This is a genomic window from Enterobacter cloacae complex sp.6700776, assembly GCF_048284255.1.
Taxonomy (GTDB): Bacteria; Pseudomonadota; Gammaproteobacteria; order Enterobacterales; family Enterobacteriaceae; genus Enterobacter; species Enterobacter intestinihominis.
This window is the reverse complement of the sequence record NZ_JBLVYK010000021.1, coordinates 1-14,202: the sequence shown is the minus strand read 5'-3', so window position 1 is coordinate 14,202 and position 14,202 is coordinate 1. Positions and strand designations below refer to the sequence as shown.

Sequence of the window (14,202 nt, the reverse complement as noted above, 5' to 3'; positions counted from 1 at the left end):
GAGCCTTTGTTCATTGGAAATCGTACAGGGAGGCGCATATGGACCGCATCAAGTACCTGAAATGGATAGCTGAAGAATCACCAAGTACGGCTCAGCAGCTGGTGGCCTGGTTAAACAGAGCAAGGCACTATACGCCCGACATGAAAGAGCATCAGGCAGGTGTACAGATTCAAGAAAAGGGGATTGTTGTAGGGCTTAGACAAAGTACTAATCGTTATCATGGAGATTGTCTGACCATACATGTGGTACGGCTTCCGGAAGAAATACAAAACAAGGGATGGTTTAAGTCTTTTCTGAAGCTTTGCTGTGAATCGAATCCCTGGTGCGATGTTGTAATAGAAGACGTGAAAAACCCATATTTATTAAGCTTTTGTAAGAAACTAAACTTTACTGTATTAGATGAATTTTACCCGAATACTTACATAGTAAACACAGATGCCATTATGAGTTTACCTATCCCACCCTTAGGGAGATACGAAACCTATCTTTATTAAACCTGCGAACCTTTACCGGTTGCGTGGGGAGCGGATGGACTTCGGCTAAAGAAAAATCACATCGTCTATTTTGACCAGAAAAAGCTAATCTGCTTGATGTAATGCAGAAACGCATTACATTAATATCTTCTCCCAACAATCACCTGAACAATTCCCTGATTGCTTTTCACCTCATACCAGTGCTGGCTCATAGTTAGTCCTTAAGCAAATTTGTTATCGGAATAAAGAACGAAGCCAGCCTCATCGAGGCGCATAACCTTCTTCCCTTAACGCCTGTTGTAATTTTTCAATTGCGCTTTTCATTACCCAGGCTTCTTCGTCACTCACAGCACAGCCACGAAGATCGCTCCAGCTCAGACGTTTAACTAATTGAGCAAGGGCCATAGTTTCATTCTCATCAAGCTGCAAACTCAGTGTCTCAATACCTTCCACTATCTAACCTCCCTTATACTGAAAAATGGCGCTTTATTTCTGACCAGATGCCGAAGCCTTGAATGCGGCCGGAACTGCCGTTGTTTCTACTTTACAGAAATGGAATTAAAAAGTGGTGGTGCTGGGCACGTTTCTTTTCCAGTCGGGGTTTAAGCCAGAGCCGAAACTCATTCAACTTCTCAGCAGCCAAAACCGCTTCAACGGGGAAAACTTTATATTTACCCTGCTGCTGAGGTTCACCCAACCATCGCCTGATGGCTCCGTCAGTCCATAAACGAGTCTCTTTGAGCCTGGTTACAGTGACCCATTTCCTGGACCATTCATCAAATTGTCGCTGGCGATCCCGATAACGTTGTTCTTCCTGCTGACGAAGCCAGTCACGATCAACAGCGAATTTTCGGTATCCAACAAAGAGCCCTTGTACTTTGGCCATGACAACATTCCGGTTTGCTTAGAACTGTTCAGACAGACATGTCAGGGATAAAGCTGAAGAAAAAGGTACAACGAAGAATAACCAAGACATAGGCCTGCCGGGTAAGTGGTGCGGTGCACAGGACTGTCGGAAAGTACGCTCAGAGAGGGTCGTTTAAGCATGATGCACCACCGCCAGCCAGCCTTAATAATGGTAATGTACCACTGGGTTACCAGACAGACCAGTAACGCATCAAACATAAAACTGTTTTTTAAAAAACGTCAGGAACGTAGCCTGACCTTTTAACCAGTGGTGTAAAAAACATACAGATTGCTCTGAGGTATGAGGTTCAGCAACTAGCCTTGTCGACGCAGAAACATTAAGTAATCAATAGCAGCTATCGCAAACAATGGTGAAAACCACCACGTGCTTTTCAACAAGCCAAGCGGCAGAAAGAGTACAGTTGCCATCGAATAAACAAAAACACGAACCATACCATCTGTAATAAACATAGGCTATTTGCAATCTGAGGTTGGATTGTAGATTTTAGTTAGAAATGGATCAAAGTCCGTTTTGTGCAAAACTTGGTTGACAACCCTCTTTTGGAAGATGTGCCGTTTCGTGCAAAAGTTGGTTGGAGGCCAAGATGGCAGAGTTCGTAGGTTCGGCTGCTTCGCAAGCTGATTTCATTTGGAAGAACGCGGAAGACCTGTGGGGGGGGATTTCAAGCATACCGACTTCGGCAAGATCATTTTGCCGTTTACTCTGCTGCGTCGATTGGAGTGCGCACTGGAGTCTACACGGGAAGCATCGCTCGATAGCCAACCAGCCACGATTGAGTTCTTAGAAGCAGAGTTCAGTGTTGATTTCGATGCGCTGCTATCTTGACCGCCAATCAGACCCGCATGGTTCAGGTTTGTGTATGAGAGTCCCCAAATGGCTGTAGTTCTAACCAAAGCCTTGATTGAAGCCGGCCGCGCCGGAAATAGTGGGTACAGAAAAGGCAGTTGCTTGCGCTGGGCGTAAGTTACCCGCCGAAAAGCGGCTGGATCGAACGACTGATCGGCACTGAGGTATCTGACGAGCAGTACGAACGCTTTCTGGGGCACAGCACGAGCAAGCAGGCTGAACAGATCCTACGCGGAGAGCAGCCAGCCAAGGGGCTTCAGTATGCAAAGCGAGCGAAGAAGCTCGCTTCTGAAAGAAAAGCCACAATTGATCTGGATAACGAGCACCTGTCTGAAATCGAAAAGTATCGGTAGCCCTAGACTTTTAGCCGCTGAAGATCTCTTAGATACCATTGGTGAAACTTGCTGAAGTCAGCCTTCTGTTTCTCTACCGTGCTGTTATAGATCGCATCACTGGTAACCGCACAAGCAGTCCAGCCAGCCTCATAGACGAAGCGAGTAGCTATCGGTGACTTCTTCGGGGTGCTATCCCAGCGGTTTTTGAGCCACCGCGCAAGCCCTTCATCAAGAGGGACCACCAGATTTAGCTGCTGTTTTGTGCGAGTGATACCGACATAAAACAGCCGACGTTCCTCCTCGATTTCCTCTTCGGCCGGAGGGGTGTTCATCGATGTGCGAACGCTGTAAACATCATCGGGTTTGCCGCCAGGAAATTCCTGCTCATTCAGCCCGATCAGTATTACGTTATCCCACTCCAGCCCCTTGGAACCATGCAGTGTGGAAAGGATGAAGGGATCGCAGTCAGTAGCAGCCTCGCCTGGATTCAAGATAAGGTTTAAAAACGTGCGGGAATCGATCTTACTGGAGTCAAGTAGCTCCCCGATCCTCACGACCCCTCGTTGCTGGTCGTTCGATCCAGTGCGAGTTACACCCTCAGAGCCAACACTATCAATGAAACCCTCCATACTCAGGCGTCGTAACACATCGATAGCAGGCGTTTCCTCTCCGTCTTTCTGGCAGATAGTGGCGAGCCTGCCCAGCCGATCTTTTTGGTATTGTGCGCCCTCGAATAACTGACCTAGAGCAGACCATAGGTCGGCGTGCGGAGCCATCAATCCACTGAGCGCCGCTTTGAATTGCCCTTTCTGCCATCTAAAACCAGCCTCCTTCAGAAAGCCGTAAACAATCGCTTGTTTGTTGGGATGGTTTTCCAGTAGCCGCAGATCGCCGTACACAGACAGCAAGACGCCAACTACCAGTATCCCGATTTCGGTGCGGGTGTGTAATGCGCTTGAACCATTGAGGTAGCGATAAGGTAGCCCACACAGGCGTAAAGCAATTTCCGCCTCAGCAAGGTTCGCCTTAGTGCGGGACAATATGGCTTGTGTTCCACTGCTCACCGAGAGGTTTGATAGCACCTTGGATAGGCAGTTATCAAAGTGCAATCTGACCTCTGTTTTGGGGGTGCTAGGATGACTGACACAAAGCTTGGTCAGCTTTGTAGAGTTGCGCCGAATTACCGAGTTAGCCATCAAGGAAAGCTCATGGCCAAATCTGAACGTGCATGACAGTTGAAACACCTTCGTATTCGGGTAGTGCCTTTCAAACAGTCCGCCGATAAAGTCTGGTCGAGCACCACGCCACTCATAAATACACTGGTTAACATCACCAACAGCCATAACCGACGTATCCGACTTAGATAGCAAGCGGGTCATGTCATGCTGTATCAGGTTAACGTCCTGATATTCATCAACAATGATGTGCTTGAAGTGGGCACCAAGGCTGCTGTCATTACGCAACAGTGCGACAGCCTCAATCAAACAGTCATCAAAGGTTCGCAGACTGTTTTCCTCCAGCAGCTCACAATAGCGGCCATAGGCGTGAATAAACTCCCGTTTGATGTTGCTGAACGTTGGATCATTGGCAGCATCAACAGGAGTTACGGCCGCCGCCCGGCAGCGAGCAATAAACAGCTCGAAGTTTTCAATTTCATTGGGGTCAATATAATTCGCCTCATGGTCAAAGCCATAGCGGTAGGCTTGCTTTACCAGTTGCTCATAGCGGTAGTCGCTTGGAGTAATGAGGTCTTTCTTCTTGATTATCTGTTGGCGTTCTCCGTAACCAACAATCTTTAAGGCCAAGCTGTGGAACGTGCGGATTTCTGGAATCACGCTCGACATCAGTGCCGTCTTCAAGTTCTCCGTGAAGCTCACCTGCGCCGACTTGTTGTACATCAGGATCAGAATGGAGCGAGGATCAGTTCCCGTCTTGACCAGCCGCTCAACGCGCTTTACAAGTGTGGTTGTTTTCCCGCTACCAGGTACGGCTTTTACCAACGCATGTCCGGTGTCATGGCTGACAATACTTTTCTGCTCCCAAGTCAGTCTTTTGGTCATGCCTTAACCTTGTAATTGGCGCACTGACGGGCCTCGGTGTAGGGAACGATCTTTGCCTTACTGTGACATTGCAGATAGCCATCCTCCCATCGGCCTGCTTGCTCGCACATAATGCAGTTGGGAAATAGTGAATGAGGATCGGCGTGACGGATAAAAGCTCGTAAGTTATCAGCCAGCTCAGCGGCCCCTAACGATCTAGGCCATGTGTTCACGTCAGAATTGATTGTTAAATCCACTTCAGCGAGCGGCATCGTTTGTTCGTTGAGTCGGCCGGAACCACTTAAACTCCAGACAGACATATCCACGTTACCTACTGAGCAGACGCCGCTACAGGTGTCCACAGATTGAAACGGGGGAAGCCAGTTGAATACTCTCAGGATCTTCTCCTTGATCGAGTAGGCCCCGGTAAGCAACATCTGAATATCAGAGGCAGATTGGACCTTAAACTCAAGAATCGGGATACCGGCTTCGATCTTGTCTTGAGAGCAGGGGTGTGTGACACAAATCTCTACGTAGCAACGCCTTTCGCCAGTCGTATCATACAACATCACGTCTGGTCGCAGCCCTGTGACCTTATCGTGTTTTTCCAGCTCTGCCTGATCGAAAAATTGAGTCAAGTTGTAGCGTGCAGGCACGGATTTTACGCACTGACGTGCTTCGTCTCTAACCAAGGCTAAACGAGAACCATTACAGGCAACCCGGCGCTCCAGCTCAAGGCTAATAGGCATTTCACGGCTGAGAGCTTGTTGGTAGCGATAGAAGAATGCTTCTTTGCCGCACTTGTGAAGATAGGTTTCAAGGGCACAGCATTCTTCCGAATGGCGAAAGTGCTTAGCGTTGAACTCGCCCATTACCGGGGTCAGGGGGCTCTTACAACCTGGGCAGGTGTAAGTATGTGAGCGCAGGGCAGCGCCAATGTGCGTGAGGGTGCCCTCGCCGTCTAGCGCGTAAGCGTATTGTATTGAGCTGGATTGAGTTGTCATGACTGCGTATCCTCCCAAAAAAATCCAGCTAAGAACAGACCTTACGGCAGGCAAATGGTAAGTAGTGCTTCTTGAAGCAGTCGAGTGTACAGCGGCTCAGTGAAAAAGCTAATCGCCCGCTCAACAACCTAGTGATACTGGTGCAGATTCGACAATGAGTTAATGCCCGGAGAGCATCTGCAAGACTTCTAGCTGGAAGGCATTCCAACCAGCCCTCGCTTCTGAAAAGCCGTCAGGAAACGGTAAAATCCAACCAAGTGAGCAACTTCACTTGATCAAAGATCTAAGGCTAGAATGATGGAATTCCAACCTTAGTTTGCAAATAGCCTAAACATATAACTTCCTCTGAGGATTTAAAAGAATTCTCAGATGTCTTGAAAGCTACTTTTTAAACTTTCTCATTCTGAGAAGCATATTTAATTTTGCTGCGTCTGCTCGTGCTGCTGCTACAGAAAGGGCTTTATGCAGTGAAACTACCACGACAAACAAACAGAACATCGACCAGAATCCATCCATTTCGTTTACCTAATCGTTGAGGTTTTTATTCGGGATATCTGGCTAAATAGGACTACACAGATACCCAGTTAAACCCCCCGCTTACATAACACTCCGGTTCCTCACCAGACGTTTTATTCTATCGCGGTCTGTGGTTATCAGAAGCTGCATAAACCGGTTATTTAGTCCGTTACGCGAAAATTATTGAGGATCCGGGCTGTTAAACTGTTCTTCCTCTTTCGCTTCCGGAGAAAAGGGGAGGTGTCACCCTGCGGCCGGGTAGTGAAAGGGATTTGACGTAATTCAGGCGAAGGGCGAACAAGACCGCAAAGGACGCCCGGGCGACCGGATACCTGCCGGGTTGTGCGAAGTAAAAACCGGAAGCAGTGATAACACAAACAGGCCCCTACAGCGTAAGGATTGTGATGGACGATAAAGAGCAATTTACGAATCTTGTGGCAAAGCATGCCTCCGGACTCACCGAAGAGCAGCTGGCCGGTTACGATGCCTGTTCCCTGGATGGTGAATGCGTCACGCCTTCATACGAGGTTTTCCGGGGGTATCGTACCCGCCATACCCTGGATGAATTTCTGGAGATGGCCATATCGCTGAATGCCATCCACCCGGATGAATATTTAACGGATATGCTGCTTAAGCCTCATGAGGTGATCGGCGCTCTGGCCGATGAAGGCGACCAGCTGAACAACGCCACCCCGGTTTATTTCTTCCCGGATACCGGCGTCTATGCAGCGGCCGTCAGTGAAACCCGGGTGCTCGATGCCTGGCTTTGCTGGCCATGCTACCCGGCGAACTGGTAACGCGGCCGTTGGAATTGCACCGGCAGGATACGAATTTAACCGACCCCGTGGCGGGAAGGTTATCACAATTGCATGTCCTCATCCCTCAAGCCCCCTGCCAGGCCCTAACGTGCTGTCAGGCTTCGCCTGATTCCCGATCTGCGCCGGTACTTCAGCCGATAACTTTTTGTTTTCTTTTTATTTTCTCCCCATTTCCTCAAAGTTCGCGGGCGGCGTGGACAGGGCACCATTGCCGCATGTGGGGTCTTAATAAGGGCAGGGTGGTCAGGTTTGCTCGATGCCGGGGGTAGGCCCTACCCTTTATGGGATGAGGACATGCAATTCACTAAATTAATCGACAGCACCGGTGGTGACTTATCTGTAACGGGTCAGTTTTGATACGGGGAATGTTTCAGGGTTAAGATCTGGAATCATAAAAATATACGCTCCCGTTCAGGACATACGACTTGAAATGGATAATGCCATTAAAGGAATTCCAGCCTTTCGTCGATAACAGTTTCTGACCATCGCCATAACCATGTCATGGAGGAGACTAACCGTGTTTCAGAGGTGAGCTGGTGCCTGGCAAAACATACAAACTCAAATATCAGGAAGCGAGTTTAGTTGTTTATAACATGCAGCCGTGTAACTGATTAGGTACCGGCAAAAGGAGGAAATAATGTTTGAAAACTACGTTTGTAAAATCTATGTAAGCAATGATCCTCATTTTAGTAGCCATCTCGAAGCAACTGCGTTTGGTTTCGATAATGGTCAGCAGCAAAAGATTCTCACCGCAGCCCATGTTGTTACCAATGCTCTTGGAAAAATTTATCCCGTCAGCAATACACTTAAACTTTACGTCAAATTTCTTAACCATCAAGGACTGGTGAACGAAGAGCCTGTTCTAGTCGATTTCATTCTCAATGAGGCTAATGACAGGGCAGACTTTAAAGACGGCATTCCGTTTGTTGACAGTGCAGAAATCGTATTACCAGCTGGAATACAACAGCCTGTAAGTAGTTACTTTAAGGTCCTGGCTCCCGCAGCTGGCATGGGTACATTGGGTGTCGGATATCCAATGAATGAGACAACAATTTCGACATTCCCTGGTGAAGTTTCAGGCATTTGGCCTTTAAATTGCTCAAATCATTCTCCCCAACATCTCACAACTCGCTTTGTAATAGCACATTTCAACACCGATGGTTGCTCTGGTGGACCCTATGTCGTCTCCGAGAATGACGAGCATTTTGTCATTGGAAGTCTGGTTGGAATAATGTCTGGAACCTGCCCAGATTCAAATCCACACATGTCTGTTCAGTCCGCTACTGATTTTTAGCAAAGTCAGTTCCAAAATGACGCTGGCACGATAGTTATTTTGGGTCTGCCCGATATGGCGTCTGCCCTTACTAACAGCAACAGCATTGAAACTGACAAACATGAACTCGAAAGTGCCACAATAGTAAGTCATGATTTCTTCATCACTTTTATGGTGCTCTTTTTCACCTATCACACAGCAAGTTATGAATACGAGGCCTGTAATGGACGCTACCGAAACTGAAGAGCTCGAAAAAATTCGCAAGAAGGCAATGGATGAAGTTACAAGTGCTCTTCAGGCGCTTGAAAATAAGTTCCCGGGTATTACTGAGGGCGCAGCAGCTTTGGCGGGGTCAGGCGTAGGCGCAGCGGCTTCCTTCGGTGCTCTCTATACGCTTGGTACAACGGGAGTGTCAGCAGCAGGCATAACCTCCGGGCTCGCTACAGCAGGGTCTATCGTCGGTGGCGGTATGGTTGCAGGCATTGCGGTATTGGCCGCACCTGTAGCTGTGTTAGGGATTGGCGGGTACGCGATAGTGAAACACAAAAAAAATGCGAAACTGACAGCCGCCCTTAGTCAGGCCATCCAAAAGCTCTACGAAGTTCAGGAAAGGTTGATGTCGAATGCGGAATATTTTAAGGCAGAAATTGCTGGCATCAAGGCAACAATCGACATGCTTACTAAGAAAGCTCCAAAAGGTAGCCTGGTCGCGGTGAGGTAAACACATGAGTCAGTCTCCTTATGATGATGAGTTCAGGGCCATCCGTTATATTCAGCTCCGTGGTCAGGATATCGCGAACGCTCACGAGACAATTAACAGTGATATAGAGAGCCTTAAGGCACAGTTGACCGGGCTAATCAGCGGCACTGAACTTGATGAAGCGGAGCATCTGGCGCTTAAAGAACATCATCTGCGAGAAATGACCCCTTCAGATACTGCCATGCATTCTACTGGTCTCAAGACTATATATAGCGAGGCTAACCAGCGTGTATGCGGTGATATTGGACTGGCCACAATACTCTCCACGGATGACTTGGCTGTTGTAGATGCCCGGATCCAGAATCATATTAAAGAATTTAATGATCGCTACGCACTCGACGCCTGGGATTATGCTATTGCCTGCGGATGCGGGCTCATAGCATCCATGCTGGATTTACTTTGCGTCAGAGCCCCGCCAAAACCTACGGTGAGCTTTACGGCAGAAGTGGATGGTATTTTCAATAAACAGGTGCAGAAAGCCTTCAATGCCATTTTGCCGGAGGACCTGAGTACAAAACTCTCAGATTTGTTCCCTATAGGGGCACCAGACAGTTCGATCAGCAGCGATTTAGTGGGTGCGGCCGGTGGCGTTTTGTCTCCCACAAATCACCGCTTAAGAGCTTTGTCACACGATCCCGTACTGGGCATTATTTTCGGTATAAAGGATATGCTGAACGGGACCTGTACGGTGGTTCAGAATGGACAGATCGTGGTTTATCCTTCCAGTAAAGGCGTTACAGACGAAACCAATATTTTCAGGCTCATCGCCAGAATGTTTGGACACCTGGCATCGGATGTTAATGCCCCCTCAGCAAAAGGAAACCGTGGCATGGGGTTACCGGCTCCTTTTATGGGGCTACTTCGTATGCTTGAGGGGATCCCTGTGGGGAGTTCTAACTTCGGCAAACAAATAGAGTACATGTATGTCAACGGGTATGACTTTCGTCAGTTTATCGTGACAAGTATTCCGATGAGCATAATGGAAGTTTTGATGCGGGTTTTCTATGTGGCGAAACAGGTATCGCTGGGAAAAGGAGCTTTTGGGGAGACCTTACTGGATACCATGCCGTTGCGGCTAAATCCACGCTTCCGGATGATGCTTGCCCTGGGTTATGGAACTTCCAGTGCTGTTAACGCAGGTAAAATGTATATCACCGGCAATATTCTCAATGCGAATTACGCCTCCTGGATGGGGTTGGCCTGGAATGGTTTTCACTCACTCAAGTGGTCCCTTTATCAGCGACACTTAAAGCTTTGGGCCGGTATTGAAAAGGCAGAACTGGAACGGCTTCAGAACAATATAGACAGCATCGAGGCATTGACCATCATAGCAGGAAACTTGCCAGTCAAGTAACATTCACCGGAGCACCTCCGGAACCCCATAGCCCACCAGCTGCTAAAAATGTCTGCCTTTGCTTTTAATACTCTCTCTGCCTCCTCCCCGAGGCAGAGAGTAGCTCGTAGTTATTTATACAGCTCACAACAGGGCCATAAGATACTCCGCTTCTCGTTTACCGATGATCCTGATCTGTCAGCTCTCTTACCGGATGCTGTACGAGCGTAACGGCTTATTATTGATAGTTCTCTCATATCAAACCTCATAAAGATTTATGCTGCCACTTAGTAACAGCCTAAAGGTTGTACTCTCTATTTAACAGCTTTTAGGCTGTTAATTTGATATTACAGCTTTTAGGGTGTATGTTTAGAAAACAGCGTACAAGGTGTATCAGAGGAACTACTGAGGCCAGCTTATGATCAATAATGATTACCCGTTAAACACGCTCAACCAGTTGCGTCCCTTGCTCATTGGTTTTCGCAAGGCGAATGGCCTGACGCAAAAAGACCTGTCCGAAAGGTTAGGGGTCACTCAACAGACATACTCACGTCTGGAAGCCAACCCTGCCAGTGCGAGCATTGAACGGCTATTCAAGGTGTTTTCTATCCTGGGCGTAAAAATCAGCTTCTCCTCGACAACCGCCTCTTCAGAGGGGAAGCAGACGGAAGAAATGCTTAAATCAAACTCACCTGCACGACAGGAGAAATGGTAACGATATGAGCCGGAAACAGCAGCGTCTGGCAATCTGGATGAACGGAATCAAAGTCGGATACTGGGAAAAAAGTAAAGGGGTAGACAGCTTACAATACCTTCCTGACTGGAGTGCAGACGAACAGGGAAGGCCGCTGTCATTGTCCCTTCCTTTTACTCCCGGGAACCAGGTCTGGCGTGGAAATGTGGTACGTGACTATTTTGATAATTTACTCCCGGACAGCGAAGGCATACGCAGACGTCTGGCAATGCGTTACAAGGCCGATAGCCTGGAGCCTTTTGATCTTCTGACGGAGCTGGGAAAAGACTGCGTGGGCGCGATACAGCTGCTTCATGACGGAGATGAACCCACAGATTTATATTCCGTGAAGTATCACCCGCTTACTGAATCAGAAATTGCGGCAACTTTGCGTAATACCACGGAGACATTGCTACCGGGCAGGCCAGAAGATAACGACGACTTACGTTTATCTATTGCCGGTGCTCAGGAGAAAACAGCCCTACTGTGGCATGAAGATCGGTGGTGTATGCCGGAGGGTAATACACCAACGACGCATATATTCAAGCTACCGCTCGGACTTGTGGGGAACATGAAAGCCGACATGCGCTCGTCGGTTGAAAATGAATGGCTCTGCTCGGTACTTCTCGAACAGTACGGGCTCCCCGTGGCAAGAACGCAGATTGCTCACTTTGAAGATCAGAAAGCGCTGGTGGTAGAACGTTTTGACCGAAAATGGTCAGGAAACGGACAATGGATCATTCGTTTACCCCAGGAGGATATGTGTCAGGCCCTGGGCATTTCGCCATTACGAAAATATCAGGCGGACGGCGGGCCAGGTATATCGGAAATTATGGAAGTTCTGAGTAATTCAGACCGTGCTGAGCGTGACAAAGCGCAGTTTTTTATGACGCAGATAGTTTTCTGGATGATGGCCGCAACAGATGGCCACGCTAAAAATTTCAGTATTTCTATTGGGCCACAGGGACGTTATCACCTTACACCACTCTATGATGTGTTGTCGGCATGGCCGGTGATCGGTCATGGGAACAATCAGATATCCTGGCAGAAGTGCAAACTGGCGATGGCCGTACGTGGCAGTAGCAACTATTACCAGATATATCGAATACAACGACGCCACTGGATCAGGCATGGTGAGATAACCGGCCTGAGTAAACAGCAGACAGAGGCGATGATAGAGGAAATCATCGCCAGAACCCCGGGTGTCATTGAACGTGTTAGCGGGCTTCTTCCGGACCAGTTCCCCCAGCAGCTTGCGGAAAGTATTTTTGATGGAATGAGGCAGCAATGCAGGCGCCTGGCTGAGAAATGACAGCCGCAATTTATAGTGTGCATGTTTTCAGAATAGCTGATGTAAGCGTGAGGATTCAGTATGACTGAAGAACAAAAAAGAATAGAGCGGGCTATTGAGTTGGCTTGTCGTTACGGCGGAACCGATGAAATGCATCATCTGCAATGGGTCGTGGATCAGATGGTAAGAGAACTTGCTGGAGAACGTTATGCACAGATTGTAGCAGATGCCACCAGCGGAGAAGATGGGCCTGATACTTACAAATGGAGTGTTGGGATCGCGCCTTAGCATCTGTCAGTCTGGGGATGAAAACGTACTTAACATCCAGCGAATTCCCAGACTTCACATTAAGACTAGAGTAACGGCCGCAATCACGTGAGAGAAAAAAATGGCAATTTTAGCAATCATTGCAGTTATCGCCCTGGGTGGGTACGCCTGCGGGTTTATTAAAGCCCGTGAGCTGAGCGCTTTGCGTAAAGAAATGAAACTATACGTGGATCGCATGGAAGCGGCGGAGCTGGACTTACACGCAATCAGAAGTGTAGCGGAGCACCGGTTGCACGGTGCAGGTAAACAGTTTGCCGACCTTTACAGCCGTATCGACGGTGCAACTGTGACGCTGACACCCGAAGATCAGCTGTTACTGGCAACGATGCCATTTAATATTCAGGATGTAGAAGACATCGTAAACGAGCGCGGTCCAAAGACAATTAGCGGCCGTCCATTCTGGGAAGTTGAGCCAGGCCCGCATGACTATGAATATGGCCCGCAATATCCGTATTTCCCAGACCAGCGCTAGGAAGAGATCAAGATGAGAGAGCCAAGACCCCGCCATACCTTGCAGGTCATTCGAGTGCCTTCTCTGGAGGTTCAGGATCTGGGGCTGACCAGCTTTGATAGCTGGCTTGACGAGAACGGTTATGACAAAACGAATGCCAGAAATAACCGTACCATCTGGGCGAGAGAAGGCGGATGGCATCTGAAACGTTGCAGAAATCTGGAAACTGGCACGGACGATTTCTGGTTTATCGCTTTCGATGGTAAAGGCGGAAAGATATACCCGCTGAAAACCCAAAGAGACTACCGGGCTGCATATCGTAAGCTGGAAGCAGAAGGTTATGCACCTGCGGTCATCGAGCAAATGACCACAGGCGCAGCATATAACCTGGCCTATCCACGTTCCACCCTAAAACAAGCTGAGACGGCCACCAGCGAACCAAAGCGGAAACCTGACGTAGATGGGGTCGTCTCAGAAAACGGAATCTATGGTCACTCCCGTTTTTGCAACACCGATTTTGACGACAAGTTGGCTTGCTTGAATCTATCCGGCGTCTGAATGGGATTTTATTCCCGCGCCTTGATGAGTTCCGCGCCTGATGAACCTCCAGAAAATATACGGCTTCAATGAGCCTTTCCGTTTTACAGGTTCCTCAACAGGCCGGTGGGCCGTTAGTATCATCAATATCAGTATTCGCAAAACCAGATCAGTAATTCTTTAAACCGGTGTATTTCTGCCGTTATGCTACATAAGTTTGCTGTCGTGCCGTTAGGGCCCAGGCTATTCTGGCCAGCTTGTTTGCCAGAGCACAAGTGACGACAAAGTTGCTTTTCCGGCACAGTAAATCCCTGACCCAATCGGCCAATTTGCCAGACTGGTGTTCCAGTTTTTGTATGAATACCCTGGCACATTGAACCAACAAAGTTCGGATCTTTTTATTACCTCGCTTACTAATTCCCAGCAATGTCGTCCTACCTCCCGTGCTGTACTGCCGAGGTACAAGCCCTGTTGCCGCCGCAAAGTCACGGCTGCTGGCGTACTGCTTCCCGTCGCCAATCTCAGTTGAAATAGTACT

At 48.5% G+C, this 14,202-nt stretch carries 16 protein-coding genes and 1 pseudogene; 12 read left to right on the top strand and 5 right to left on the bottom strand.

Translation table 11 applies throughout. The features are described 5' to 3' along the window. The first annotated feature begins 38 nt into the window (after positions 1–38). Positions 39–494 (top strand): hypothetical protein, encoded by a 456-nt coding sequence (locus tag ACNQ0T_RS20395; protein ID WP_000374058.1) that lies wholly within the window; start codon positions 39–41, stop codon positions 492–494. 240 nt (positions 495–734) lie between these two features. Here ACNQ0T_RS20395 and ACNQ0T_RS20390 read toward each other — a convergent pair whose 3' ends face one another. Together ACNQ0T_RS20390 and ACNQ0T_RS20385 are read right to left on the bottom strand one after the other, a co-directional pair. Then, positions 735–926 (bottom strand): DUF7706 family protein, encoded by a 192-nt coding sequence (locus tag ACNQ0T_RS20390; RefSeq protein ID WP_000398479.1) that lies wholly within the window; start codon positions 924–926, stop codon positions 735–737. Positions 927–1,017: 91 nt separating this feature from the next. Beyond that, positions 1,018–1,359 carry a hypothetical protein gene (locus tag ACNQ0T_RS20385; protein ID WP_001151572.1) on the bottom strand — a complete coding sequence of 114 codons (342 nt, stop codon included), beginning with the start codon at positions 1,357–1,359 and terminating at the stop codon, positions 1,018–1,020. A 625-nt stretch (positions 1,360–1,984) separates the two neighbouring features. Here ACNQ0T_RS20385 and ACNQ0T_RS20380 point away from each other — a divergent pair. Together ACNQ0T_RS20380 and ACNQ0T_RS20375 are read left to right on the top strand one after the other, a co-directional pair. Next, a pseudogene (locus ACNQ0T_RS20380) lies at positions 1,985–2,205 on the top strand (type I restriction-modification system subunit M N-terminal domain-containing protein); the annotation flags it as partial. A gap of 140 nt (positions 2,206–2,345) precedes the next feature. Beyond that, positions 2,346–2,600, top strand: a complete 255-nt coding sequence (locus tag ACNQ0T_RS20375) for a hypothetical protein (RefSeq protein ID WP_000880375.1) — start codon at positions 2,346–2,348, stop codon at positions 2,598–2,600. A gap of 2 nt (positions 2,601–2,602) precedes the next feature. On the opposite strand, the gene ACNQ0T_RS20370 is transcribed toward ACNQ0T_RS20375, so the two are convergent. Together ACNQ0T_RS20370 and ACNQ0T_RS20365 are read right to left on the bottom strand one after the other, a co-directional pair. Beyond that, entirely contained in the window at positions 2,603–4,642 is a 2,040-nt protein-coding gene (locus tag ACNQ0T_RS20370; protein ID WP_000166877.1) for an ATP-dependent helicase, read from the bottom strand. Beyond that, a complete protein-coding gene (locus tag ACNQ0T_RS20365) occupies positions 4,639–5,625 on the bottom strand; it encodes a hypothetical protein (RefSeq protein WP_000211823.1) in 987 nt (328 codons plus the stop codon). Before ACNQ0T_RS20365 ends, ACNQ0T_RS20370 begins: the two co-directional genes overlap by 4 nt. Positions 5,626–6,545: 920 nt before the next feature. Between ACNQ0T_RS20365 and ACNQ0T_RS20360 the strand changes: the two genes are divergently transcribed. From ACNQ0T_RS20360 to ACNQ0T_RS20320, 9 genes are all read left to right on the top strand, one after another. After that, complete coding sequence (locus ACNQ0T_RS20360; RefSeq protein WP_000341066.1) at positions 6,546–6,938, top strand: hypothetical protein; 393 nt, start codon at positions 6,546–6,548, stop codon at positions 6,936–6,938. Between the two features lie 658 nt (positions 6,939–7,596). After that, positions 7,597–8,253: a trypsin-like serine protease gene (locus ACNQ0T_RS20355; RefSeq protein WP_000462754.1), complete on the top strand. Its 657-nt coding sequence runs from the start codon at positions 7,597–7,599 to the stop codon at positions 8,251–8,253. Positions 8,254–8,455: 202 nt separating this feature from the next. Then, the gene (locus ACNQ0T_RS20350) at positions 8,456–8,953 is read left to right on the top strand and encodes a membrane protein (RefSeq protein ID WP_000340139.1); all 498 of its coding nucleotides are present in this window, start codon (positions 8,456–8,458) and stop codon (positions 8,951–8,953) included. Between the two features lie 4 nt (positions 8,954–8,957). Beyond that, the gene (locus tag ACNQ0T_RS20345) at positions 8,958–10,346 is read left to right on the top strand and encodes a hypothetical protein (protein ID WP_012695445.1); all 1,389 of its coding nucleotides are present in this window, start codon (positions 8,958–8,960) and stop codon (positions 10,344–10,346) included. A 400-nt stretch (positions 10,347–10,746) separates the two neighbouring features. Further along, positions 10,747–11,040 carry a helix-turn-helix transcriptional regulator gene (locus ACNQ0T_RS20340; RefSeq protein WP_012477377.1) on the top strand — a complete coding sequence of 98 codons (294 nt, stop codon included), beginning with the start codon at positions 10,747–10,749 and terminating at the stop codon, positions 11,038–11,040. Positions 11,041–11,044: 4 nt separating this feature from the next. Beyond that, positions 11,045–12,370 carry a type II toxin-antitoxin system HipA family toxin gene (locus ACNQ0T_RS20335; RefSeq protein WP_000088044.1) on the top strand — a complete coding sequence of 442 codons (1,326 nt, stop codon included), beginning with the start codon at positions 11,045–11,047 and terminating at the stop codon, positions 12,368–12,370. Between the two features lie 60 nt (positions 12,371–12,430). Beyond that, positions 12,431–12,637 (top strand): hypothetical protein, encoded by a 207-nt coding sequence (locus tag ACNQ0T_RS20330; RefSeq protein WP_000134171.1) that lies wholly within the window; start codon positions 12,431–12,433, stop codon positions 12,635–12,637. Positions 12,638–12,737: 100 nt separating this feature from the next. Continuing rightward, entirely contained in the window at positions 12,738–13,148 is a 411-nt protein-coding gene (locus ACNQ0T_RS20325; protein WP_000985909.1) for a hypothetical protein, read from the top strand. Positions 13,149–13,160: 12 nt separating this feature from the next. After that, positions 13,161–13,685 carry a hypothetical protein gene (locus ACNQ0T_RS20320; protein WP_001805097.1) on the top strand — a complete coding sequence of 175 codons (525 nt, stop codon included), beginning with the start codon at positions 13,161–13,163 and terminating at the stop codon, positions 13,683–13,685. 181 nt (positions 13,686–13,866) lie between these two features. Here ACNQ0T_RS20320 and ACNQ0T_RS20315 read toward each other — a convergent pair. After that, positions 13,867–14,202, bottom strand: a 336-nt coding sequence (locus ACNQ0T_RS20315; RefSeq protein WP_000314580.1) for a transposase, incomplete at its 5' end; no start/stop codon positions are given.

Excerpts from the sequence above, each read along its gene's own strand:
- ACNQ0T_RS20365 (WP_000211823.1), bottom strand. The coding sequence starts at position 5,625 with ATGACAACTCAATCCAGCTCAATACAATACGCTTACGCGCTAGACGGC.
- ACNQ0T_RS20360 (WP_000341066.1), top strand. The coding sequence starts at position 6,546 with ATGGACGATAAAGAGCAATTTACGAATCTTGTGGCAAAGCATGCCTCC.
- ACNQ0T_RS20350 (WP_000340139.1), top strand. The coding sequence starts at position 8,456 with ATGGACGCTACCGAAACTGAAGAGCTCGAAAAAATTCGCAAGAAGGCA.
- ACNQ0T_RS20335 (WP_000088044.1), top strand. The coding sequence starts at position 11,045 with ATGAGCCGGAAACAGCAGCGTCTGGCAATCTGGATGAACGGAATCAAA.
- ACNQ0T_RS20355 (WP_000462754.1), top strand. The coding sequence starts at position 7,597 with ATGTTTGAAAACTACGTTTGTAAAATCTATGTAAGCAATGATCCTCAT.
- ACNQ0T_RS20325 (WP_000985909.1), top strand. The coding sequence starts at position 12,738 with ATGGCAATTTTAGCAATCATTGCAGTTATCGCCCTGGGTGGGTACGCC.
- ACNQ0T_RS20320 (WP_001805097.1), top strand. The coding sequence starts at position 13,161 with ATGAGAGAGCCAAGACCCCGCCATACCTTGCAGGTCATTCGAGTGCCT.
- ACNQ0T_RS20370 (WP_000166877.1), bottom strand. The coding sequence starts at position 4,642 with ATGACCAAAAGACTGACTTGGGAGCAGAAAAGTATTGTCAGCCATGAC.
- ACNQ0T_RS20385 (WP_001151572.1), bottom strand. The coding sequence starts at position 1,359 with ATGGCCAAAGTACAAGGGCTCTTTGTTGGATACCGAAAATTCGCTGTT.
- ACNQ0T_RS20330 (WP_000134171.1), top strand. The coding sequence starts at position 12,431 with ATGACTGAAGAACAAAAAAGAATAGAGCGGGCTATTGAGTTGGCTTGT.
- ACNQ0T_RS20395 (WP_000374058.1), top strand. The coding sequence starts at position 39 with ATGGACCGCATCAAGTACCTGAAATGGATAGCTGAAGAATCACCAAGT.
- ACNQ0T_RS20345 (WP_012695445.1), top strand. The coding sequence starts at position 8,958 with ATGAGTCAGTCTCCTTATGATGATGAGTTCAGGGCCATCCGTTATATT.